The organism is Micromonospora sp. NPDC005173 (genome assembly GCF_040608515.1).
Taxonomy (GTDB): Bacteria; Actinomycetota; Actinomycetes; order Mycobacteriales; family Micromonosporaceae; genus Micromonospora.
The window spans coordinates 164,483-186,015 of the sequence record NZ_JBEXIK010000011.1 but is presented as its reverse complement, the minus strand read 5'-3'; the positions used below and the strand labels follow the sequence as shown (position 1 = coordinate 186,015).

At 68.8% G+C, this 21,533-nt stretch carries 27 protein-coding genes; 13 read left to right on the top strand and 14 right to left on the bottom strand.

The genetic code is table 11. The annotated features are described in order from the left end of the window. Positions 1-111: 111 nt before the first annotated feature. Both ABZV00_RS15855 and ABZV00_RS15850 read right to left on the bottom strand, forming a co-directional pair. Entirely contained in the window at positions 112-588 is a 477-nt protein-coding gene (locus ABZV00_RS15855; protein WP_355606366.1) for a nitroreductase/quinone reductase family protein, read from the bottom strand. Continuing rightward, the gene (locus tag ABZV00_RS15850; RefSeq protein ID WP_355606364.1) at positions 585-1,364 is read right to left on the bottom strand and encodes a glucose 1-dehydrogenase; all 780 of its coding nucleotides are present in this window, start codon (positions 1,362-1,364) and stop codon (positions 585-587) included. The genes ABZV00_RS15855 and ABZV00_RS15850 overlap by 4 nt, the downstream gene beginning before the upstream one ends. A 145-nt stretch (positions 1,365-1,509) precedes the next feature. Between ABZV00_RS15850 and ABZV00_RS15845 the strand changes: the two genes are divergently transcribed. Then, positions 1,510-2,154 (top strand): TetR/AcrR family transcriptional regulator, encoded by a 645-nt coding sequence (locus tag ABZV00_RS15845; protein ID WP_355606361.1) that lies wholly within the window; start codon positions 1,510-1,512, stop codon positions 2,152-2,154. A gap of 411 nt (positions 2,155-2,565) precedes the next feature. Here the strand turns inward: ABZV00_RS15845 and ABZV00_RS15840 are convergent, their stop codons facing one another. The 3 genes from ABZV00_RS15840 to ABZV00_RS15830 form a co-directional block, all read right to left on the bottom strand. Continuing rightward, positions 2,566-2,847, bottom strand: a complete 282-nt coding sequence (locus ABZV00_RS15840; RefSeq protein WP_355606358.1) for a hypothetical protein — start codon at positions 2,845-2,847, stop codon at positions 2,566-2,568. A 103-nt stretch (positions 2,848-2,950) separates the two neighbouring features. Next, on the bottom strand, positions 2,951-3,661 hold the full coding sequence (locus ABZV00_RS15835; protein WP_355606355.1) for a 5-formyltetrahydrofolate cyclo-ligase: 711 nt from the start codon (positions 3,659-3,661) through the stop codon (positions 2,951-2,953). A 10-nt stretch (positions 3,662-3,671) separates the two neighbouring features. Continuing rightward, entirely contained in the window at positions 3,672-4,838 is a 1,167-nt protein-coding gene (locus tag ABZV00_RS15830; protein WP_355606352.1) for a helix-turn-helix transcriptional regulator, read from the bottom strand. 231 nt (positions 4,839-5,069) lie between these two features. On the opposite strand from ABZV00_RS15830, the gene amcA reads away from it, so the two are divergent. The 4 genes from amcA to ABZV00_RS15810 all read left to right on the top strand — a co-directional run bounded on the left by amcA (position 5,070) and on the right by ABZV00_RS15810 (position 7,307). Continuing rightward, a complete protein-coding gene (gene amcA / locus ABZV00_RS15825; RefSeq protein ID WP_355606349.1) occupies positions 5,070-5,507 on the top strand; it encodes a multiple cyclophane-containing RiPP AmcA in 438 nt (145 codons plus the stop codon). Continuing rightward, complete coding sequence (locus ABZV00_RS15820; protein WP_355606346.1) at positions 5,504-5,854, top strand: hypothetical protein; 351 nt, start codon at positions 5,504-5,506, stop codon at positions 5,852-5,854. Before amcA ends, ABZV00_RS15820 begins: the two co-directional genes overlap by 4 nt. Positions 5,855-6,059: 205 nt before the next feature. After that, positions 6,060-6,722: a pentapeptide repeat-containing protein gene (locus ABZV00_RS15815; protein WP_355606343.1), complete on the top strand. Its 663-nt coding sequence runs from the start codon at positions 6,060-6,062 to the stop codon at positions 6,720-6,722. 15 nt (positions 6,723-6,737) lie between these two features. Continuing rightward, the gene (locus ABZV00_RS15810; RefSeq protein ID WP_355606340.1) at positions 6,738-7,307 is read left to right on the top strand and encodes a kinase; all 570 of its coding nucleotides are present in this window, start codon (positions 6,738-6,740) and stop codon (positions 7,305-7,307) included. Between the two features lie 195 nt (positions 7,308-7,502). Here the strand turns inward: ABZV00_RS15810 and ABZV00_RS15805 are convergent, their stop codons facing one another. Continuing rightward, on the bottom strand, positions 7,503-8,105 hold the full coding sequence (locus tag ABZV00_RS15805; protein WP_355606337.1) for a hypothetical protein: 603 nt from the start codon (positions 8,103-8,105) through the stop codon (positions 7,503-7,505). Between the two features lie 252 nt (positions 8,106-8,357). On the opposite strand from ABZV00_RS15805, the gene ABZV00_RS15800 reads away from it, so the two are divergent. Together ABZV00_RS15800 and ABZV00_RS15795 are read left to right on the top strand one after the other, a co-directional pair. Next, positions 8,358-8,666, top strand: a complete 309-nt coding sequence (locus ABZV00_RS15800; protein ID WP_355606335.1) for a hypothetical protein — start codon at positions 8,358-8,360, stop codon at positions 8,664-8,666. Further along, positions 8,666-11,329, top strand: coding sequence for a DUF4132 domain-containing protein (locus ABZV00_RS15795; RefSeq protein ID WP_355606332.1), 2,664 nt, complete (start codon positions 8,666-8,668; stop codon positions 11,327-11,329). Before ABZV00_RS15800 ends, ABZV00_RS15795 begins: the two co-directional genes overlap by 1 nt. A gap of 83 nt (positions 11,330-11,412) precedes the next feature. Here the strand turns inward: ABZV00_RS15795 and ABZV00_RS15790 are convergent, their stop codons facing one another. Continuing rightward, positions 11,413-12,093 carry an NAD(P)-binding domain-containing protein gene (locus ABZV00_RS15790; protein WP_355606329.1) on the bottom strand — a complete coding sequence of 227 codons (681 nt, stop codon included), beginning with the start codon at positions 12,091-12,093 and terminating at the stop codon, positions 11,413-11,415. Between the two features lie 75 nt (positions 12,094-12,168). On the opposite strand from ABZV00_RS15790, the gene ABZV00_RS15785 reads away from it, so the two are divergent. The 3 genes from ABZV00_RS15785 (at position 12,169) to ABZV00_RS15775 (ending at position 14,794) form a co-directional block, all read left to right on the top strand. After that, on the top strand, positions 12,169-12,534 hold the full coding sequence (locus tag ABZV00_RS15785) for a helix-turn-helix domain-containing protein (RefSeq protein ID WP_355606326.1): 366 nt from the start codon (positions 12,169-12,171) through the stop codon (positions 12,532-12,534). Between the two features lie 65 nt (positions 12,535-12,599). After that, positions 12,600-13,463 (top strand): hypothetical protein, encoded by an 864-nt coding sequence (locus ABZV00_RS15780; RefSeq protein ID WP_355606324.1) that lies wholly within the window; start codon positions 12,600-12,602, stop codon positions 13,461-13,463. 197 nt (positions 13,464-13,660) lie between these two features. Further along, positions 13,661-14,794 (top strand): FUSC family protein, encoded by a 1,134-nt coding sequence (locus ABZV00_RS15775; RefSeq protein WP_355606321.1) that lies wholly within the window; start codon positions 13,661-13,663, stop codon positions 14,792-14,794. A gap of 14 nt (positions 14,795-14,808) precedes the next feature. Here the strand turns inward: ABZV00_RS15775 and ABZV00_RS15770 are convergent, their stop codons facing one another. The 4 genes from ABZV00_RS15770 to ABZV00_RS15755 form a co-directional block, all read right to left on the bottom strand. Continuing rightward, positions 14,809-15,207 (bottom strand): nuclear transport factor 2 family protein, encoded by a 399-nt coding sequence (locus ABZV00_RS15770; RefSeq protein WP_355606319.1) that lies wholly within the window; start codon positions 15,205-15,207, stop codon positions 14,809-14,811. 77 nt (positions 15,208-15,284) lie between these two features. Next, a complete protein-coding gene (locus tag ABZV00_RS15765; RefSeq protein WP_355606316.1) occupies positions 15,285-15,836 on the bottom strand; it encodes a YdeI/OmpD-associated family protein in 552 nt (183 codons plus the stop codon). Between the two features lies 1 nt (position 15,837). Continuing rightward, positions 15,838-16,260, bottom strand: a complete 423-nt coding sequence (locus tag ABZV00_RS15760) for a VOC family protein (protein ID WP_355606314.1) — start codon at positions 16,258-16,260, stop codon at positions 15,838-15,840. A gap of 105 nt (positions 16,261-16,365) precedes the next feature. After that, complete coding sequence (locus tag ABZV00_RS15755; RefSeq protein WP_355606312.1) at positions 16,366-17,193, bottom strand: DUF72 domain-containing protein; 828 nt, start codon at positions 17,191-17,193, stop codon at positions 16,366-16,368. Positions 17,194-17,318: 125 nt separating this feature from the next. Here ABZV00_RS15755 and ABZV00_RS15750 point away from each other — a divergent pair, with 125 nt between their 5' ends. After that, positions 17,319-18,335, top strand: coding sequence for a glycosyltransferase (locus ABZV00_RS15750; protein WP_355606311.1), 1,017 nt, complete (start codon positions 17,319-17,321; stop codon positions 18,333-18,335). 2 nt (positions 18,336-18,337) lie between these two features. On the opposite strand, the gene ABZV00_RS15745 is transcribed toward ABZV00_RS15750, so the two are convergent. Further along, positions 18,338-19,204: a sigma-70 family RNA polymerase sigma factor gene (locus ABZV00_RS15745; protein WP_355606309.1), complete on the bottom strand. Its 867-nt coding sequence runs from the start codon at positions 19,202-19,204 to the stop codon at positions 18,338-18,340. 148 nt (positions 19,205-19,352) lie between these two features. Here ABZV00_RS15745 and ABZV00_RS15740 point away from each other — a divergent pair, with 148 nt between their 5' ends. Next, the gene (locus ABZV00_RS15740; RefSeq protein ID WP_355606306.1) at positions 19,353-19,817 is read left to right on the top strand and encodes a carboxymuconolactone decarboxylase family protein; all 465 of its coding nucleotides are present in this window, start codon (positions 19,353-19,355) and stop codon (positions 19,815-19,817) included. Positions 19,818-19,921: 104 nt separating this feature from the next. Next, a complete protein-coding gene (locus tag ABZV00_RS15735; protein WP_355606303.1) occupies positions 19,922-20,653 on the top strand; it encodes a Clp protease N-terminal domain-containing protein in 732 nt (243 codons plus the stop codon). 10 nt (positions 20,654-20,663) lie between these two features. Here the strand turns inward: ABZV00_RS15735 and ABZV00_RS15730 are convergent, their stop codons facing one another. Further along, positions 20,664-21,179, bottom strand: coding sequence for a hypothetical protein (locus ABZV00_RS15730; protein ID WP_355606300.1), 516 nt, complete (start codon positions 21,177-21,179; stop codon positions 20,664-20,666). A 114-nt stretch (positions 21,180-21,293) separates the two neighbouring features. Further along, on the bottom strand, positions 21,294-21,491 hold the full coding sequence (locus ABZV00_RS15725) for a DNA repair protein (protein ID WP_355606297.1): 198 nt from the start codon (positions 21,489-21,491) through the stop codon (positions 21,294-21,296). Positions 21,492-21,533 lie beyond the last annotated feature (42 nt).

Genomic DNA, 21,533 nt, shown 5'->3' with positions numbered 1-21,533 from the left:
ACATCCATCTGGGACCGCCGCGCCAGCTACACCCTCATCTGGCGAAGAGCTCCTCTAGCCGCGACTACACCCCAGTCCCTGGGAGTAGGTCATCTGTCGAGGGATCCGCGATCACGGCCGATGGCGGAAGCTGATGCGCATCAGCCGACTGTCAGCCCAGTCTTCGAGCCGAGTCGGCCGGATGGTGCCGGGGTCGTGGGGCTGATTGAGATCCGCGACGATCTCCGCCAGCACGGCCTGACGTTCAGCTGGGTCGGTGACAGGCGTGGCCCGTGCAGGCAGATCTGCGCGGATCCCGTTCTTGAGGTGGAAGGTGAAGTTGGGATTGGCGAGAAGGTTCGCATGCCAGTCGGTCGCGGCACCGCCGGCGCCGCTACACAGGTAGGTGGTGCCCGCAGCTCGGTAGAAGAAGATCTCGATGCGGCGTGGCCGGCCGGTGCGGCGCCCCAGCGTCGTGATGTCGATGATCCGTTCGCTGGTGCCTGCGGCGGGTGTGATCTCGATGGCTCGCCGGATGTGATCGGGCAGGTGCGACAAAGACGCGTCACGTGGGGAGTCGTTCCATCCGGTCGTGTCTGGACTGCTCATGCGGTCTCGGTCTGAAGGGCGGGCCCGAGGAGGAGTCCACCGTCGATGACGTACTCCGACCCCGTGATGAACGACGCGTCTGATGACGTGAGGAACAGGAGAAGCCGGGTGACGTCGGTCGGCTCTCCAAGTCGGGGGATGGCGAACGGCTCGGGTGAGTAGAAGTCGGCGATTGCCGCGGTGGCGCCGGCTGCTGGTTCTTGGATGAAGGGGGTCGCGATCACGCCGGGGTGGATGGTGTTCACGCGGATGTGGTCCCGGCCGAGCTCGAGCGCTGCCGTTCGGGTAAGGCCTCGCACGGCCCACATGCTGGCGACGTACGGCGCGTAGTGCGCCGTGCCGCCCAGGCCCATCGTCGAGGCGATGTTGACGATGGCTCCCCCTGTTGCGCGGCGCAGAGCGGGGGCGGCGACCTTGATGCCGAGGAAGGTCCCTGTGAGGTTGATGTCGAGGATGCGCGACCACGTGGCCTGGTCCGTGTTCTCAATCGGCGCCGGCGGGTTCTGGACGCCCGCGTTGTTGACGAGCACGTTCAGGGCGCCGAAGGCGCTCTCGGCGGCTAGCACAGCAGCGGACCACGAACTCTCGTCGGTGACGTCGAGGCGGGTGAAGTGAGCGCGGGTCCCGAGCTCGTCGGCGAGAGCGGCGCCGCGTTCGGTGTCGATGTCGCCGATCACCACGTTCGCTCCCTCCGCGTGAAAGGCGCGTACGTGGCTCGATCCCTGGCCACCGGTCCCACCGGTCACGAGCACGGTCTGGTTGTCGAAGCGGTTCATCCGATGTTCCTTCGGTACGTGGGTGACTGACCGGGATCATCGGCGATGAACGGCCGGCCGATGGCGAGCCGAGCGACTCACCACTGCCTTGACACTAGGTTGGCGGCAGTGGCGAGTCAAGCCACTCACCTCGTATGCTCAGTCCATGAGCAGGGTCGTACCGACGTACCACCAGCGCGTCGCCCAGGAAAAGCGCGCGCTGATCGTGACGGCCGCGACCGCACTGTTCCTCGAGTTGGGCTACGACCGGACATCGCTGGCGCGGATCGCAGAGCGCTCGGGTGTCTCGCGGGCCACCTTGTTCAAGCAATTTCCGAGCAAGGCTGCCCTGTTCGACGCCATCGTCACCGAGTCCTGGTCAACCGCTGACGAGGAGGATCCTCCGCCGGCAGGCAACGTCGTTGACGGGCTCAGCGCCATCGGTCGCCGTTACGCCGAGCTGTTGAGCCGGCCCCAGATGACCGACCTGTTCCGGATCGTCATCGCCGAGCTGCCGCGGTTCCCGGAGCTGGCCCATGCGCAGTTCTCGCACGGGAAGATGCCCTACTTCGAGTCCGTACGCAGCTACCTCCTGGCTGAGCACGAGGCGGGAACGGTGCGGGTCGAGGACGTGGACCTCGCAGCCACCCAGTTCCTGGGCATGATCTCCAACTACGTCTTCTGGCCAACACTCCTAGTGCCGGGCTGGGAGGTGAGCGCCGAACGCGTCGCTCAGGTAGTCGACGAGGCCGTCCGCACCATCGCCGCCCGGTACGCCGCGACTGGACCAGGGGCGTCCACCAACGACTGAGTCCCGCCGCCACCAAAGGAGCTGATGCCTAAGCAATCGAGGCCGTCGGCACCAAGGGCGTTCGCGGGGCATCCCGGGGCGGACACCGAAGGAGGGAGTGTCGATGTGTTGACCCACCTCGATCAGCCTGGCATCAGCACAGCCCGACAAGAGGTCTCAGCAGCGGGCCCAAACGTGCAAGGCTGCCCTCTCGGGGTGGAAACTCCCAACGACAGCAAGAGGGGTGACCCAAGACCCGCAAGCCCAGCCCCCGCAGCTACACCCTCATCTGTGAAGAGCCCATAAACCTGTTGTACCGCCACTGGCCGAACGAACAGGTGTGGCGGCTACCGGGCGAGGACGACCGGAGCCGACTGATCGACTTTGCCGCCTGAATTGGCGGGACACTACGAGGCCGTCGGGATGAGGCGGTCAGAGATCTCTCGAACGGAGTGGATCCCGGGCGAGTATAAGGGAGGCAGACTCGAGGTCTAGGGGATTGATGCCGGCTTCAAGGTGGATGTGAGCTCCCGACTGCGCCCGCGGGTCGGACAGCGCCAGGCACATGCGAGCGAGATCTCGGAGGCCGGCGGGGTCGCCGAAGATCTCTACCGCGCCATCGACGATGTTGACAGTGATCGTGCCGCCCTCGGCAGGGGCTACAACCCCGATGGCCGGGTCATACGCCGGTACAGAAAGCGAGGTCTCGGTCATCGCACGAGTGTGCCGCACCGACGCCCGTTCTCGATCTCATGGCACCGACATAGGTGCCCCGGCCGAGGAGCCCTGAGCTACACGAGCCAGGTGTCCTGCCGCCTTAGGCGCGCAGTATGGGAATACTGTCGAGCTGATCTTGACGAAGGTTTGATCCGATGATGCCAGACGGCCGTCCCCGGTCGGGTCTGCAAGCCACTACCTCGTTCGGCGTGATCGCGAAGTCGACGCTGAAGTCATGGTCCGCGTTGGGCAGCTCATCCTCGAGTAGCTGGGTCTGGTGGATCGTGGTGGCGATGGTGGTCTCGGTGGTGACGAGTGTGGCCTCGGTGAGGAGGGCGATCTCCAGGTCGGAGTAGCCGGCGCCCTTGCCGACCCGCACGCCGCTTTGGCGGCTGACAGCGACGCTGCCACAGACGATGAGGTCCACCGGACGCATTTCGGCGGGTCCCACGGTGGGAGCGACCTGCGGCGCACCAGTACTCGTAACGGCAGTCTCGATCGGTGCGGTGAGGCTGGCGGGGTCGAGCAGATAGAAGGGCTTGGGGGTAGCGAGTCTCGGGACTGCCATGTAGAGCAGTTTGCCTTCCTGCAGGGCTCGTACCCGGACGGGAAGTTGGGCCCGGTCTGGGTTGCACTTGATCACTCGGGCCTTCTTCCATACGTCCAGTTCCGCGAGGCGGGCTGCGGCCTCTTCCTTGCCGACGAAGTCGGGGATGTGACCGTGCACGCCAAGTGGGGCGGCGCCGTCACGTTCAAGGAGGTCCCATACGTGTTGCCGAACGGCGTGTTTGGCGCGGTCGATGTCGGTCACGTTGGTGCTCCTATGGGCTCATGAGTGTGAGGAGTCGGTCGTTCACGTCCTGGACTAAGGGCTCGTTGCGCCAGGGGCGTAGCTGTCGGGCGGCGGCGAAGGCGAGGTTGAGTCCGCCGCCGGCGCGGGTCCGCTCGATGACGTCGATGGCCTGATGCAGGTAGGACGTTGCGGCGTCGACGTCGCGTCGGAGGATGCTGGCGAGGGCGAGGTTGCCGAGGATGACGGCGGTGGATTTGCGGCGTGCGGCGATCAGTTGTCGGGCTTTCTCTAGCGCTGGTACGGCTTCGTTTGGCTTGTTGAGGGAGAGCCAGCAGGAGCCCGCGAGCCTCGTGTAGTGGCTGGGGCAGAAGATGTCGGTGGCTGGATCTCGGGCGTCGACGGCGGCGAAGTGAGCTTCAGCGGTACCGAGAGCGTCGGAGCAGTCCTTGGCCTGACCGAGCATCGCGTTTGCCTCAGCCCGATGCAGTTGGGCGAGGCCGGCGATGACGTGACTGTCGCTGTGGCTGACGGCGGCGGCGCGGGTGGTCAGGACAAGACCGGCGTTGGGTTGCTTGGTGCCGTAGAGGGCGAGGTAGCTCTTGCGGAGCAACGCGTTAGCCTCGGTGACCGCGTCTCGCGTTTCCTGGGCTGCGCTGATCGCCTGGTCGAAGTAGGCGGCGCTAACGACATGGTCGCGCCGCTGCGAGGCGTCCCAGACGAGTTGACCCATCAACGTCGCGGACTCGGCGACTGCTGCCGCCAGTTCGCGCTGAACCGGCCCGTTGCTGGCGTGCTGGCGAAGGAAGATTTCCTGACCGTGTAGTTGCCCGGCCTCGGCGAGCAGGAGCGTCGAAGGCGTCTGGTCATAGCGCTCGTCGAGGCGCTGCACGCGCTCCCTCAGATACGCCACAGCGATCAGGTCGACGCGGCCGGGGTTGCGCAGAACGTAGCCGAGACGCTCGTCGGGTGGTGACGGCGGCTGGCCGACGTCGGCCAAGAGGTCGGCCAGTTCCTCGATCGACAGCTTGAGGGTCGCGGCGAGGCGCGGCCGGTGCCAGGGCTGCGGGTCAGTCTCCGCCCGTTCCCACCGCACGATGGTGGAGCGGTCGACGCCCAGGGCTTCCGCGAGGCGCTCCTGGCTCAGCCCAATCGTCTTGCGACGCTGGGCAAGCCGGTGCCGCCGCCTACCCGCCACGTACCGCCTCCCTTCGCCGTCACCCCTCACGGATCCATTCATCCAGCTCACACCGTGTGACGCAATGGGGATGCGTCAGTTCTGCGCCGTTGCCGCGCTGGGCACCAGTGACCGCCGGGGCTTGTGTAGACGCATGGCCGGAACGGGTCAGAGCACAAGCCGCTGTGCAAGGCGTGGCGACCACGTGAGTTCCCCGCCCGTTCCGCTGCCACTCCAAGTCCGACCTACTGAGTGGGGGTAAGAGGTGAGCGTCCAGGAGCGAGACCGGCTCGATTCCACCGGAGCGTTTTCTGCCGGGCAGACCCTGATGGACCTGAGCCGGCTGGTACTGCCGCAGGTCACTCCCTCGAGCGTGTTGATGTCCCCCCGCCTGCATACTGCTACGAGGGCTGCGCGGGCGGGCGTCCGGCGGCTTGCTTCCACGCGCCGTCGAATGGTGGTGGGCTCGTCGGCCTGCCGACGAGCCCACCACCAAATGGTCCCAGCCCGGACAGGGGAGCGGACGTGACCATCTACGTCTCGCGCAACGCCACGACCGGTCAGCCATGGCGACCCGGCACCTCGTCAGGCTCTCAAGAACCGGCACAGGTGAAGGCAAATCCACCACTGTTCAACTACGTGTGGCGCCAAATGTTCGAGCGGCAGGCCCGAGAGAGCAGGCCCCGATGAACCAAGAGCCCTCGCAGCCCGCACAGGTTCAACGACTCGACTCCGGGCCCAGGGAGCACACCCCGCTGCGTCCGATCTGGCTCTGCCGTGCCTGCGGCCAACCCTGGCCCTGTGGCCGGGCGAAGCTCGCTCTCGTCGCCGAGTACGACGGCAATCCGGTCAGCTTGTTCCTCTACCTGGCCAGTCTGCTCCATGACGCCATCGGCGACCTGCACAAGCTCAACCCCACCACCACCGGGTGCGCCAGCGACATGTTTGATCGGTTCCTTGGCTGGCCCGCCCGACACAACCGCTCCTACCGGGTGACCGAGATCGGCTCTCCAGGGCCCGAGGAGACAGAAGCATGAAAGGCGCCCGCGCCGTCGCCCCGCTCGACATGCCGGCGAGAGCCGGGACGTCCCACCCCTGGTGCTGCGGCCCACATACCAGTAACGGAAGTTTGACAGCCGGCCTGGCCGGGGCAACTGGAAGGAGAAGTGACGTGCCGACCGGCGGGCACATCCGGCGCGCGAGGTGGCGAGCCCATTTCCCTCCGCAACAGGTTGAGGACACGTGCGCACCACGACAGTCGGCGACGTGAAGGTCCTGCTACCGGAACTCGACCCGGAGGACCTCGACCGCGTGACCGACCTGGCCGATGTCCTCACCGAGGCTTTCGTCGAGGGCGCGTCGTGGCGCGGTGTGCAGCTGGAGGACTGCAGCATCCGCAGCAGCCTGATCACCGGTGGCGACCTCAGCGAGAGCACCTGGGAAGCCAGCACCCTCTACGGCTGCGAAATCACCCGCACCGACTTCTCCGGAGCGACCCTGACCGGCGTCACCATCGAACGGTGCGCTATCACCGGCTCACGGTTCACCGGCACCAGGCTCACCGACGTACGCCTCAAGGACGTTCTGTTCGACGGCTGCCGCTTCGACTACACCACCTTCCAGCGCGTCACCGCCGTCGGCTCGGTCGCCTTCACCGACTGCACTCTCACCCACGGCACCTGGTCCACCTGCCGCCTGCCCGGAATCGCGCTGCGGTCCTGCGACCTCGCCGGTCTGGAGCTGGACTCCTGCCACCTCGACGGCGCCGACCTGCGAGGCAGCCGGCTCCGCGGGCTCAAGACGCCACTCGACAACCTGTCCGGCGTCACCCTCGCGGAGAACCAACTGCCCGACCTCACCCAGCTGGCCGTCGACGCCCACAAACTGACCGTGCGCATCGACTGACTGCGAGGGGGCACCGTGGCCGCTGACGCCGTTCCGACCGGTAGCGCGGAACCGATCCTCGTCTGCATTCGAGGTAACTCCGGCTCGGGTAAGAGCAGCATTGCCCGGGAGCTGCGGCGTCGGCATGGTCGGGGCTGTGCGCTGGTTGAGCAGGATTATCTGCGTCGCATTCTGCTGCGCGAGCGGGACAAGCCCGGCGGCGCGGCGCCGGCGTTGATCGGGCAGACCGTGCGGTTCGCGCTCGACCACGGCTACCACGTGGTGCTGGAGGGCATCCTGCACACCAGCCGTTACCGGAGCATGCTGGCGGGCCTGCGGGACGGTCATCTGGGGCGATCGCTGTTCTGCTACCTCGACGTGTCCCTGCCCGAGACCCTGCGCCGGCACCTGACGCGTCCGCAGGTCAGCGAGTTCACCGCCGAGCACATGAGTGGCTGGTACTCCGTCCACGACGTCCTCGGTTGGCCCGACGAGCTGGTCCTCCCCGAGACCACCGGACTGGAGGAAGCCGTCGAGGCCATCGCCGCAGCCGCCGGACTACCGCAGAGCGGACATGACGACGACGTACTCCCGATCGTCCCGTAGCCCGCGCAAGGAGTCCTCGCTGCCCTGCGAGCCGAGCTTCTGGCACGATCTCCGCTGCACGGCCCCAGAACAGAGCTGCGCGTCCTTATCAGGGATAAGGACGCGCAGGCTCGTTGTGGCCAACCCCGCAAGACCTGGCGGCGATCCTCATCCCAGGATGTCCGCTCCAGCGGCCCCACGGCGACCGCTGGCGGTTCAGTCGTCGGTCGGGGGTGGTGCCAGTTCGGCGTGCCGCACGACGTAGTCGCCGGTGGTGACCGGGGCGAAGGGCGCCGGCGCCATGCAGGTGCCGACCGTGCCCTCGCGCCACTGGCCGTCAGGCCCCTGGTCGGCGTTGACCACCGCCCACGAGAAGCCGACCCGGTCACCGCCCGGACCGTCGTACACGCTGAATCCCAGCCGGCGACCGACCAGGTCGGCCGCCAGCGGGTCGGCCTCGGTGACCACGGCGGTGAGCGTCGCGGTCCGTGTGGCAGTGACCAGGCAGTCGACGCGGGCCGCGAAGCGGACGGTGACGCCGTCCGCCGCGACCCGGTGGGCGACGCGGACCGTGCCCGTCGCGTCGGTGGGCAGGCCGTGGGGCGCGCCGGGCATCGGTCGGGTGTACGGGGTGGCGTACGCGTCGAAGGTGAAGCTGCGTACGTCGCGGTCGGGCGCGAACGTCAAGCGAACCTCGCCCGCCCCTCCCACGCCGGCCGTCCTCGGCTTGTGCGCTGTGGCGCTGGCGCCCGGCACGGCGACCAGCGCCACAGCGACCACGACCGCCGCCGCGCCCAGTCCCCGGAACGTCTTCCTCATGGGTCCTCCCTCGTGGCGACCGGTCGTCGCCGTCGAGATCCACGCTGCCGGCACGCGACACCCGCCGCCTCCCCTGGTGGCGCGAGTCGACTCCACCCTGAGAGGGAGCTAAGAGCGCGGCGAGCTCAAGTGCATAGGCGGTCATGCGTGCGCGCTGGCCGTCGAGGGCTTTGGCGATCGCGCGAATGACAGGCGTTCCAGGTCGCTTCCACGCCACACGCCATGTCTGGGGTCTGCACTACCGTCGCCGCCATGCCGCTGATCACAATCGCCGATGAAGCGACCGGAGCGCCGAGCGGGCCCGAGTGGACCATGGAGATCTTCGAGGAAGAGGTACGACTCGACGAGCTGATTCGCCGGCGGGTGTTTCTGGAGGTCGCCGAGTCCGGCGCACGCGTTGATCCGGAGAAGCGGACCCGGGCGACGCTCGAGGCGTTCGGCCGCAACGGTTTCGTGGTGCTGGTCGACGACCGTCAGGTGACGAGCCTGGACGACAAGGTTCGCCTGCACGCGGGGTCCCGGGTCACCTTCCTCAAGCTCGTCCCGCTGGTGGGTGGCTGATGGGCATGTACGATCCGGAGCCGGCACTGCGTGAGGTGGTCGCCACCGTCAAGGAGTGGTGCGACCGACGCGACAACACCCTTTCCCCGGTTAGTCAGCGGGATTTCATCGATCGGGTGGCCATGGTGTGTGGCTGGTCGCTGGACGGCAGGGGTCGGGTGCTGCTTGCCGCGCTCAACGACCCGGACGGACCGTATGATCTTGCTCCCACGCAGATCGACCTGCTTCCGGAGGCCACGCGACAGGCCGAGTTGCTCGGCTCCGCCGTAGCGGTGCTGGACGGCGTCGATGCGAATCACGATCGCCGTGTCGCCGCGGCGATGACGGTGATCGGATTTCCGCCGTGGAGGCCCCGCGTCAACCAGGCGGACGAAACCCCGTGGGATGTTGCCCGCCGCGAGATGTGGGCACGGACGGAGCAACTCCTGGCCGCGCAGCCGGCGGACGTGCGGCAGACAGTGTTCGATGAGTTGACGGTGCCGGAGCAGGACAGCGAGTTGCGGACCGCGCTGATCCGCTCTCTGCTCTCGGCCGGTGGGCTGGATGGTTCCGTGTGGCTGGACCGGCTGGGCGGTCAGGCCTGGCTGGGGTTCGGCCGGTGGAGCTGGCGGCTCAAGAGCTTTACCTGGGAGTCCATCAGGACGGAGTACCTCGCCGGACGTATGCACCCGGCGGCGCTGGCAACCTGGCGCCGGACGGGGGTCGAGCGCATCCTGTCCGACATGGGCGACGAGGCCGACACGATGTGGCCCATCCCCAACGCCGGTGAACAGTGGGCCGACCGCGCCATCGCGGACATCGAGGCGATGCCCGAGGAACGCCGGTCCGCGTGGCACGCGCTGCTCGCCCACTGCCCACTCGGTGCGGACAAGGCGAAGCCGACGGCTGCCTGGCAGAAGAGCGCCCGGCTCCTGCTCGACGCGGTCGGCGGGGACGAGTTCAGCAGCCGGCTCGACGACTGGCTCCCGCTGGTGGGTCTGGCGCGCAGCCTGCCGCTGCGCATGACCACGTGTTGTAGCGGCCACTACGCTGATTTCCCGCCGCGGTTGGCCGACCGCTTCAACGTCGGGCTGCTGTGGGGTCTGATCTGGATGCGAGCCATGTGCCCGCCGTCGGAGGACACCCTGCGCAGCCTCGGCCAGATCGCGGAACGAGCCGCCCGCAAGGTTCCCGGGCATGGTCCGGCGAGCCCGAAACTGGCGAACGTCGCGGTTGCGGTGCTCATCGACGCCGATCATCCCGCTGCCCTCGCACAACTGGCTCGGCTGGCGTCGCGGATGACCTACAAGAGCACGCTGCGCATCGTCGAAAAGGGCCTGACCAAGCACGCCGAGGCGCTCGGCATCGGCCGCGAGGACGTCGAGGAGATGGCCCTGCCCGGCTTCGGGCTGCCGCTCGCGGACAAGCTGGGTGACTGCTCGTACAAGCTCGAGGTGCGCGGCATCGACGCCGCCGTGGTGTGGCGCAACGCGGACGGCAAGGTGGTCAAGGCTCCTCCCGCGCAGGTGCGCAAGGAATACGGCGAGGAGCTGAAGGAGCTGAAGGCGACCGCCACAGACGTCGGCGCCACGCTGATCGCCACCCGTGATCGCCTGGAGGGGCTGCTGCGGCGCGACCGGGCGTGGACCGCCGAGCAGTGGCGCGAGCGATTCCTGGATCACCCGCTGGCCCGGACCCTGGCCCGGCGGCTCATCTGGACCGTCGACGGCGTCGCCTGCTGCTGGGGCGGTGATGCCCTGCGGACCGTGGACGACGCGGTGCTCGAGCCCGCCGGCGGCGCCACGGTCCGGCTGTGGCACCCGGTCGAAGACCCGGCTGCGGTCCTTTCCTGGCGGGAATTCCTGGCCCGGCATGCGATCACCCAGCCGTTCAAGCAGGCACACCGGGAGCAGTACCTGCTGACCGACGCGGAGCGGACCACCGGCACGTATTCCAACCGGTTCGCCGCGCACATCGTGCGCCAGCACCGCCTCAACGCGCTCCTGTCCCGGCGCGGCTGGTCGCACGTGCGACACCGCAACGACGGCGCCTCCTACGAGGTGCCGTGGCTGGCCCTTCCGGATTGGGAAATGCGCGCCGAGTTGTCCATCGCCGGGATGGAGGATCGGGGCGACGACCTGATGTTCGACACGATGTCGACCGATCAGCTGCGGATCACCCGGGAAGACCGCACACCGGTGCCGCTGGAGCAGGTCCCGGCGGTCGTGCTGAGCGAGGTGATGCGCGACGTCGACCTGTTCGTGGCCGCGGCCGGGGTGGGCAGCGACCCGAACTGGTACCACGGTGGTCCCCAGGGCCGGTATCGCGACTACTGGGCGCGGAACAGCTTCGGCGACCTCACTCCGCCCGGCCGGACGCGCCGAGAGGTGCTGGCCGAGCTGATCCCCCGACTGGCGATCGCCGACCGCTGCACTCTCACCGACAAGTTCCTTGAGGTACGCGGCGATCTGCACACGTATCGCATCCACTGCGGCTCGGGCAACATCCTGATCGCCCCGGACGACCGCTACCTGTGCATCATCCCGGACTCGGCGAAGGCGAAGGAGCCGGAGATGTTCCTGCCCTTCGAAGGCGACAGCCGGCTCGCCGAGATCATCAGCAAGGCGCTGCTGCTGGCGGCCGACAAGAAGATCAAGGACCCGGTGATCCTGCACCAGCTGTGAGGCGCTCGGCCACGCGTACATCGCCATGTCGAGTCGAGGAGGCCGCGACGTCAGGTCGCGGCCTCCTCCAGTGGCCTGGTCGGTCAGTTGGCTGCGGCGGATCCTGCGTTCAGCAACGCCGGATCCACATCGGGGACGGCGAGCCTGGGGTTCCACCCTGCCGCCACGACGCGCATGACGAATCCTGCGGCCTCCTCCAACTGGCGTGCACTGGCCAGCCCACCAACCACGGCAGTCCGCGCACCAAGATCCTCAGTCAGCCTGCCGGCGCGTTCAAGCGCCTCGGGCTGGTCGCCGCAGATCGCCACGACCGGCGCCGAGTCGCGCGGTCCTGCGTAGGGCCAAGACGCTCCAGCGAACAAGTGGAATGCCTTGACCACGTGAGCGCCCCTCGCAACGCGAGCGACAAGCTCTCCCGCCGAGCCCGACGTCGGCTTCAGCTGCCCCGTGGCGTAGTCGACAGCGTTGGTGCAGTCGATCACCGTTACCCCGCTCAGTGAGCCATCAGCACCACCGACGAGGGAGAGCGCCTCCTCCAGGCCCTCCCATGCGACCGCGACCACGACCACCTCGACCCGTGCCGCGAAGTCGGCGGGACCGACAGCCTGGGCTGCGCCGCCGATCTGGCCAGCGGCCCGACTGGCGTTTTCCGCGTTGCGCCCCGTCACCACGACCACATGGCCAGCTCCCGCCCACACTCGGCCAAGCGCTACAGCGAGGTTGCCCGTTCCCAGGATTCCTACGTTCACCGCGATCTCCTTCATCTGTGGGACGACCTGGGGAACGTTAGGAGGCCGCTTCCTACCGTTTGGTAGGAGAGATCCTGCGAAACTGGAACGATGATCGACGGCACCTGCCAGACGTTTGTCTCGGACTGTCATGTCCGCGCGGCAGTTGAACTCATCAACCACACGTGGGATCCGGTGGTCCTGTCAGCGCTGCGCGCCGGCCCAACGAGACGCAACGACCTGCTGGTACGCATCACAGGCATGAGCGACAAAGCCCTGACGCAGGCGTTGCACCGCCTGCGAGCGCGGGGACTGGTCGTCCGGCAGGGCAACGACGAACGGTCGCCGGGAAGCCACGGTGCCGTCTATCAGCTGTCGCCTTTGGGTGGGTCGTTCGCCAACGGCCCACTAGCACAACTGGCCCAATGGGCCGCAGCGAACCAGGCAGACCTCATCGAGCCGTCAACAACGTCATGACCCGCAACGCCTATCGATGACGTGCGGATTCGGGCTTCGTCGCACCCTCGCCCTAAGGTTCGCCCGTGATTTCCCGAAATTTGAAGATCCTCGATCAGGTACGCGCCGAGGCGCTGAGCCGGAACATCCCAGCCGACGACGTGGAGAGGTGGTTGGGGCTCGCTCGCCCGTGTGCACTCCTGACACAGAACGGAGACGGGCCGGTCGTGGGCATGGTCCGTGGTCCCGTGATGCTTCCCGTCGGGGCCGAGGACCCCGAGTACCCCCTCCTCGCCACCATCGACTGCGCGGCCCTTCCGTCAGACGTAACGGATCTTCCGCTGCCGCCCGACGGCCAGTTGTTGCTGTTCGGCTGGCCCGAAGAGGACGGCTGTGGCGAGGTGATATACGTGCCGGCAGGCGTGGCCGTCGAAGAGCGAGAGCGGTACCCTCGCCGCTTCCCTGCGGACGACCAGGAGTGTGCCGAGGTTTACAAGCAACTCCCGCAGGGCGAGTTGCGCCTCACAGTCGATGTCTCCCTGCCCTACGTCCCGACGGTCCCGGGGCCCCGGTGGGCCGCGCCGCAGCCGGGAAAACCCCAATCCGAGGAACTGACCCAGGTGTGGAAGGCAGTCATGGCCGACGTGCCGGACGGCTTGTTCGCGGATGAGTGGGGTAGAACGCCGCTGCTGTTAGGCGGATACGGCACGGACTGCAACGGCTTCAGCCCTGCCTGGTTGGCTGCGAAATATGCGGCCGAGGAGGAACGATCGGGCTACTTCGGGCCGGGGCGCGGCGTTGGTCCACCCAGCCCAGGTGACTGGGTTCTGCTGGCCGAGTCCCACGGCAGCAGGGATGGAGGCGCCACTATCCACTGGATGATCCAACGTGACGACCTGCTCGCGCTACGCTTCGGCCGCGCCCGTGTTCTCGTGTACTGGAACCCGTGAGACCGGATCCGCAGGTGCAGCCCGGGGGCAGCTCGCTGAGCTGATCTCCACCGCATTGTTTTTCGCGCGGGTGTGTATCACCGGATAGGTTCGCGTGCGGCGGGTATGCGGCGCGCGTGCCCGGGAGCGAGGAGCCGGCAGCTGAGTCCGACCCGGCACCACGCGGGCGGGTTCGCGCTGTCCGAACGTCTGCCGGCGTGCGGGAGCGGGGGCAGCGCGCGTTACGCTCCCGTGCCTGGCGGTTACGCCTGTACGGTCTGCTCGCCGTGCAGGCCGGCGTCGCGGCGACGATCGCCTGGTTCGTGGCGTACGAGTTCCTGGACAATGCCTCTCCGGTCGTCGCACCCACCACCGCGGTGGGCATCGTGGCCGCCGCGATGGGATCACGCCTGCGGCGCACCGTCGAGTTGCTGATCGGGGTCGTCCTCGGGCTCGCCGTCGGTGACACGCTCATGCCGCTGTTCGGCATCGGTCCCTGGCAGACCGGCGTGGTCGTCGTGCTGGCGATCATCGTCGCCGTACTGCTCAAGGGTGGTGGTTCCCTGCTCACCCAGGCCGGTGGTACCGCGGTGCTCATCGCCACCCTGGAGCCGCCCGTACGCGAACTGTCCATCCCCCGCTTCGTCGACGCCGCAGTCGGCGGGCTGGTCGGGCTGGCGGTCGGTCTGCTGTTGGTGCCCATCCACCCGCAGAAGACGGTGCTGCGGCTGGCCGAACCCGTCGTCGGCCCGGGGGCCGCCGCCATGCATAAGCTGGCTGCGGCGCTGCGCAACCGCGACCTTGGCGAGGCCGAGCAGAGCCTGCGCGAGTTGCGGAATCTCGGCCCGCAGGTCAACGCGCTGAACGAGGGGCTCAGCGCCGCCCAGGAGGTGGTGCGCTTGGCGCCCTTGCGCTGGCGTGAGCGACAATCCCTGGCCTTCCACACGGAGTCCATCCGGCATCTTGAGCGCAGCCTGCACAGCTGCCGGTCCATGGCGAGACGACTCACGACAGCCCTCAAGGACGGTGAACCGATACCGGAGGAGTTCCCCGCGGCCATCGACCTGCTGGCCGCCGCTTTGCTGACCCTGAGGTGGACGATCCAGGCCAGTGAGGAACCGCGGGAGGCGCGCGAGCAGATCCTGACGGCCGTCGAGCTGGCCGGACGGGCGCAGGGGGGTTCGTCAAGGGACAGCGGCGGCCCGCACCCCCACCGATTGCACTACTCGGGGCTGGTCGCCGTGGGGGAGATCCGGACAGCCGCGCACGATCTGCTCATCGCCAGCGGGCTGGATGCCCGCACAGCGGCCAGCATGGTGCGGCGGGCGGTGGGTTGGGAGGAGGAGGACTGAGCCAGCTCCGCGCGTCACTCGAACAGGCCGGCCGGCGGCGCGTGGTTGCCCTCCTTGACGTCCGAGTAGTCGCGAGCCTCGGCCACTAGGCCCGCCTCGTCGAACCGCAGCAACGTGCAGCCGGAGACGGTCACGGGTTTGTCCTTGACGTGGATCACCGCCCAGTACTCCACCGCTGCCGCATCGCCGTCGACCTGCGGCTCGGCGAACCACACCTGCGCGGGGCGGGTCTCCTCGGCGAAGCACTCCTCCAGATAGACCCGAAGGCCGGACCGCCCACGGTACGGACGAAACATCGAGGCCCAGTGGTCGCCGCTCTCGCTCTGCAGGGCGGTGAGCGCCTCGACGTCCCTGACCGGCCAGGCATCGGTCCAGGTCCTGGCCCACCGTTGGGCCGCCTCTCGCGTGTCCACGTACGCCTCCTCGGTCAACCGGCACCTCTGTCATCGCCAGTCGTACCACTGACCCCTGACATCCCAAGGGACACTGCCTACTCCTGAGCCACCAGCCGTGCGACCGTCTGGGCGAGGAGCTTCGCCCGCGTCTCCGGGGTACGAGCCTTGAGCAGCGGAAGGATCACGGCGTACCGGGCGGACCGGCCGAGCCGTTCGAACGCGGCGGATGCGCGGGGGTCACCGGTCAACGCGGCCGTGAGATCGGGCGGCACCTCGGCGGTGCGCTGCGACTCGTACGCCGCCTCCCAGCGGCCGTCGGCCTTGGCGGCCGCGGCTTCCGCGAGCCCCGCGGGCCGCATCCGGCCGGCCGCCGTCAGCGCTTCGACCTTCGCCACGTTGACCTGCGACCACGAACTCCGCGGGCGGCGGCGCGAGTATCGCTGGAGGAACGAGACGTCGTCGAGGCCCTTGCGGTGGCCGTCGATCCAGCCGTAGCAGAGGGCCACGTCGAGCGCGTCCGCGATCGCGATCGAGGCGAGCCCGGAGTGTCGCTTGGCGATCCGCAGCCACGCCTCGCCCTGCACCTCGTGCCGCGCGGCGAGCCAGGACTCCCATGCCTCGGCATCGGGAAAGTCGAGGACGTCCACGTCATGCCGGCTTCATGGAGGAGAGGACGTCGAGGTAGTGCGGGTTGTTCATGACGCCCAGCACGTTGCCGAACGGGTCGACCACCGCGGCCGTGACGAACCCCTCGTCCCCGTGCGGGGTGATCGGCTGGTACTCCGTGGCGCCCATCGCCAGCAGGCGCTGTACGGTGGCGTCGAGGTCGTCGACGTGCCAGTGCATGACCGCGCCGCCGGGCCCGGTCGCGCCGGGTGGCGCGTACCTGCGGTCGATGATGCCCAGCTCTCCCTGGTAGTCGCCGATCCGGAACTCGGTGTAGGCCGGGCGTCCGTCGGGCCCCGACCGCAGGAAGTACGCCTCCTGGCCCAGGAACTCCGCGTACCAGGCCGTGGCCGCTGCCACGTCGTCCGCCCAGATGTTGAGTGTGGCGAATCCTCGCAGGCTCATTACGCGTCCTCTCGTCGATGTCTTCCGGGTCACGGTATCGACGATTGCGGAAGGTGAGCTTCCGCGATGACGGGCGCGGTCGGGGATTGTCGGCGGCCGCACCCGTCAGAAGAGGGTCAGGGGCTCGACCGGTATCGGTTCGGGCAGTGCTTCCAGCTCAGGTACGCGGGCCCGTACCTCGTCGTGGAAGCGGCGGGCGAGCACGGGCGCGTCGGCGTTGTCCGGGGTGTGGATGAACACCGTGGGCGAGCGACCCTCGCGCAGCCAGTCGGCGGTGACGTCGACCCAGCGCTGCCACCCCTCGACCGTCCGCGTGGTGTCGTCGCGACCGAGGTAGCGGACGATCGGCCGATCGGTCAGCGCGAGCGACCGGAGCGGTACGCGCGGCTTCTTGGTCCAGGCATCTCGTTCCGCGTCGCTGGTAGGCGGGCTCGCGAAGAACGCGGTGGTGTCGAAGGGGATCCACTCGGCGGCCACGGTGGTGAGTGCCTCCGCGAGGAGCCGGGCCGCACGGGGGTCGTCGAAGAACGCGGGATGGCGGACCTCCACGGCGTACCGGTGCGACCGGGGGAGTTGGCCCAGAAACCGGCTCAGTGTCGGGACGTCGGCGGGGGAGAACGACCCTGGCAGTTGGATCCAGAGGGCGTGGGTGCGTGGGCCGAGCGGCTCGATCGCGTCCAGGAAGGCGCGCAGCGGCTCCTCGAAGTCGGTGAGCCGTCGTTCGTGCGTGATGACCTTGGGAAGTTTGAGGACGAACCGGAAATCGGGATCGGTCTGCCGGGCCCACGACGTGACGGTGTCCCTGGCCGGCGTCGCGTAGAAGGTCGTGTTTCCCTCGACGGCGTCGCACCAGCTGGCGTAGTGCCGTAGGCGCTCCTGTGGTGGAAGCGGATGCGCCAGCAGTCGGCCCTGCCACGACTTGTGGGTCCACATCGCGCATCCCACGTGAAGCCGCATGACCGCCCTTCCTCCGGGTGAACCGCGCCTGACCGGAGCCCACGGTATACGCGCCGCCGGCGGGAACGGGACCGACGGTGCGGCGGGTAGGGTCCGACGCCATGCGCGTGCTGTTCGCCAGTTTGGCGTCCGTCGGTCACACCTACCCGCTGATCCCGCTGGCGGTCGCCGCGCGGGAGGCTGGCCACGAGGTGCACTTCGCCGCCGGTGCGGAGGTGCACGCGCCGCTGGCCGCGAACGGCCTGCGGCCGTTCCGCCCCGGCGACGCGTTCTACGAGGTGTACGCCGAGGATCTCGAACCGGAACTGGCCCGGTTGCGCCCCGACCTGGTGGTGCACGAATGGGGACTGCCGGGCGCGGCGATCGCCGCCCAGCGTGCCGGCATTCCCGGTCTCTGGCACGGGTTCGGCCGGATGTTCCCTGACGGCATCGGTCTCGAACTGCCCACGAAGACCGGCGAGGTCGCCGGTCGCCCGCACCTCGACATCTGCCCGCCCTCCTTGCAGGACAAGGACTTCCTCGCCACGGAACGCCGGATCGAGCTGCGACCGGTCCCGTTCTCGACGCCGGCGGCGCTGCCCGCGTGGGTCAGCCGTCACGCGTCCCGGCCACTGGTCTACCTGACTCTCGGTACGGCGTTCGGCACGCCGGAGCTGCTGGCCACCGCCGTCGCGGGATTGGCGACGCTGGACGCGCGGGTGGTGGTGGCCGCCGGTCGGGTGCCCGCGGAGCAGCTTGGCGAGGTGCCCGACCAGGTGACCGTGCACCCCTGGGTGCCCCAGGCGGAGTTGCTGCCGTACGTCGATGTGGTGGTGCACCACGGCGGCAGCGGCACCACCCTTGGGGCGCTCGCGGTCGGTGTCCCGCAACTGATCCTGCCGCAGGGTGCCGACCAGTTCGCCAACGCCGACGCGGTCAGCGCCGCGGGTGCCGCCCTGCGCCTGCTCCCCGACGAGGTGAGCGCGGACGCCATCGCCGAACACACCCGGAGGCTGCTGCCGCGCCAGGGGAGCGCCGAACATCGCGACGCGGCCCGGACGATCGCCGAGGAGATCGCCCGCATGCCCTCCCCGGCCGCCGTCGCCCGCCGCCTACCCGAGTACGCCAGGGCGGGATAGACCTACCCGACGGTCAGGTCGAGCGTCGCGAGCTGCGCCGGGTCGGCCACCACCTCGATGCCGATGATCCGGTCGGTGACGATGAAGCTGATCGCGAGCCGGAGATCCCCGCCGAGGTTCACGACCGCGCCGGGTACCCCGTCGACGTACGCCGGGGACGCCGCCTGGGCGCGGCCGTTGAAGAAGCCGGCGATCGCGGCCGAGCCGTGCGTCTCGGCGGCTGACCCCAGGCCCGCGGCCACCGGATCGGCGCGCATGACGACGTGCGGGTCGAGCAGGCTGACCAGGTCGTCGAACCGGCCCTCCCGCGAGGCGGCGAGGAAGGCCTCGACCACCTGCCGCTGACGGGCCGGGTCCGTCTCCCGGACGGTCCCGTCCTGGTGCACCCTGCGGCGGGCTCGGCTGGCGATCTGGCGGACGGCGGCGGGACTGCGATCGACCACGGCGGCGATCTCCTCGAACGAGACCGCGAACATGTCGTGCAGGACGAACACGAACCGGTCGGTTGGCGCGAGGGTGTCCAGGACGACCAGGAGCGCTCGGCCGACTGACTCGGTCAGCATGGCCTCCCGCTCCGGGTCGACCGGCCCGCCGTCCGACGGGTCGGGCTCCGGTGTGGCGGTGTCCCACGGCTGTTCGGGACGGCTGGTATGCGTTCGCAGCCGGTCCAGGCAGACCCGGCCGACGGTGGTCGTCAGCCATCCGGGCAGGTTGTCGATGCCCGCGACATCCGCTCGGCTGAGCCGTAACCAGGTGTCCTGGACGGCATCCTCGGCCTCGGTGCCGGAGCCCAGCATTCGGTGGGCGACCGCCCGTAGCCGCGACCGGTTCTCCTCGAAGCGTCGGGCCAGCAGGTCCGCCTCGCTCACGACCTCTCCACCCCCGGGCGCACCCGAGCGGTCCTGTGACCGCTGACACATCTGTCACGCCGTCGGCTCGCGGGCCGACATCCCGTTGACAACCGGGACGTCGTAAGGCGAGACATGCCGGGCAGCCTAACAAGACGGGACGACAGAAATGATCATCGAGCCGCGCATCCAGAACCCCGCTGGCCTGCTGCCGGACGCTGTGAAGGCGATCAATCTGCTCTACAAGGCCGCGCACTCGGTCGGGGTGCCGGGCAGCACGCTGGAGCTGGTGCACCTGCGGGTCAGTCAGATCAACGGATGCGGTGCCTGCGTCGACTCCGGGGCCCGGGGTGCCCGAAAGGCTGGTGAGACCGAGGAGCGTCTGTTCTCGGTGGCCGCCTGGCGGGAGACCCCGTACTTCACCGAGGCGGAACGGGCCGCGCTCGCGCTCGCGGAGGCCGCCACCCGGCTCGCCGACCGGGCCGACGCGGTGCCCGACGACGTCTGGGCGGAGGCGGCTCGGCACTTCGGCGAGAAGGAGCTGGCCGCGATCGTGCTCTGGGTGGCGACCAGCAACTTCTTCAACCGGCTCAACGTCACCACCCGGCAGCCGGCCCCGCAGGCATGGGGCTGACCGTGCCGTGATGAGGCAGCCCGGGGTGCCGCGCCGCACTCCGGGCTGCCGGCGATCGTCAACTTGAGGTTGACGACGAAGGGGCGTCAACCTATGGTTGACGCATGACGGATCCTATTCAGATGACCAATCCCGTTCGCCTCGACGACCTGATCCAGGCGATCAAGAAGGCGCACACCGACGCGCTCGACCAGCTCACCGACGCCGTGATCGCCGCCGACCACCTGGGTGACGTCGCCGACCACCTGATCGGGCACTTCGTCGATCAGGCGCGGCGCTCGGGCGCTTCCTGGACCGACATCGGCCGCAGCATGGGGGTCAGCAAGCAGGCCGCGCAGAAGCGTTTCGTGGCGAAGGCGTCGACCGAGGCGGCGGCGCTCGACCCGAACGCCGGCTTCGGCCGGTTCACCCCCCGCGCCCGCAACGTGGTGATGGCCTCACAGGAGGAGGCCCGCGCCAGCCGGCATGCCGAAATCGGCCCGGAGCACCTGGTGTTGGGCCTGCTGGCCGAGCCGGAAGCGCTGGCCGCCAGGGTGATCGTCGCCCGGGGCGTACCGCTGGAGACCGTGCGGGAGACGGTCAGCGCCGCCCTCCCGGCGCCGGCCGACCAGGTGCCGGACCTCATCCCGTACGACGCGCGCGGCAAGAAGGCGTTGGAGCTGACCTTCCGGGAGGCGCTGCGGCTCGGCCACAACTACATCGGCACCGAGCACATCCTGCTGGCCCTGCTGGAGCAGGAGGACGGCACGGGAGTGCTCACCGACCTCGGGCTGGAGAAGGCCGCCGTCGAGGCCGACCTGGCCGCCGCCCTCGCCACGCTCGCCGGGCAGAAGTGACCTCCCGGGGTCAGGGCGTCGGGAAGCCGTAACGCAGGGCGTGCTCCGGGTCGGCTGGGTCGATCTGGCGTACGCCCGCGTCGGCGAGCCGCTTGTTGACCTCGTCGAGGTGCTCGCGTACCAGTCGGGCCTCCTCCTCGGTGGCCCGTCCCCGATGTGGCTTGCCAGCGTGTTCCAGCGTCCCGTAGTCGATCTTCTCGGCGCTCTTGCGGGCCTTGGGCGGACGGACCCGCTCGGCCGTCTTGAGTAGCTGCGCCATCGGCACGTCGGTGGCCATCGCGTCGAACTCGCTGGCGGTCAGCACCACCCGGCGCGGCTCGCCGCCGCCGTGCCGGTCATGGATCTCGACCACCGCCACGTCCAGCGCGGCGTCATCGACGTTCTCCACCTCGGTCGGGGTGGCGTCCAGTTGCACGGGCCCGGCGATCAGGTCTGGGTGCTCCAGGACGACGATGCGGACCACCTCGTCGTCGCTCTGCAGAACCGTGCCACTGAAGTCGGAGACGTGGATCGTCTTCTTGCCCATGCGCGGAGCTACTCCTGTCGTAGGCCGGGATTCCGGACCAGAAGAAATTACCCGACAGGTGTGCGAAAGCCCGCGTTGGACGGCTCGGGTGTGTCGTGGTCGGTACTGCCGGAGTCAGCGGGTGTTGAGGCCGGGCCGGGTGGAACTGCCGGCCGGCAGCTTGTTCAGCTCCGCCCAGGACAGGGCGGCCGCGCCTTTCGTCGTACGGGTCCCGCGGTATCGCGGCTGGGCCGGAAAGCGTTCGGCGGGCTCCGTTGACCGCCAGAGTCGCTCGGGGTGCTGCTGGTAGCGGTCGTTCGGCTGAATCGGCATGACCATACCGTCCCAAAGAAAGGTGTCCATGTATGGAAATAG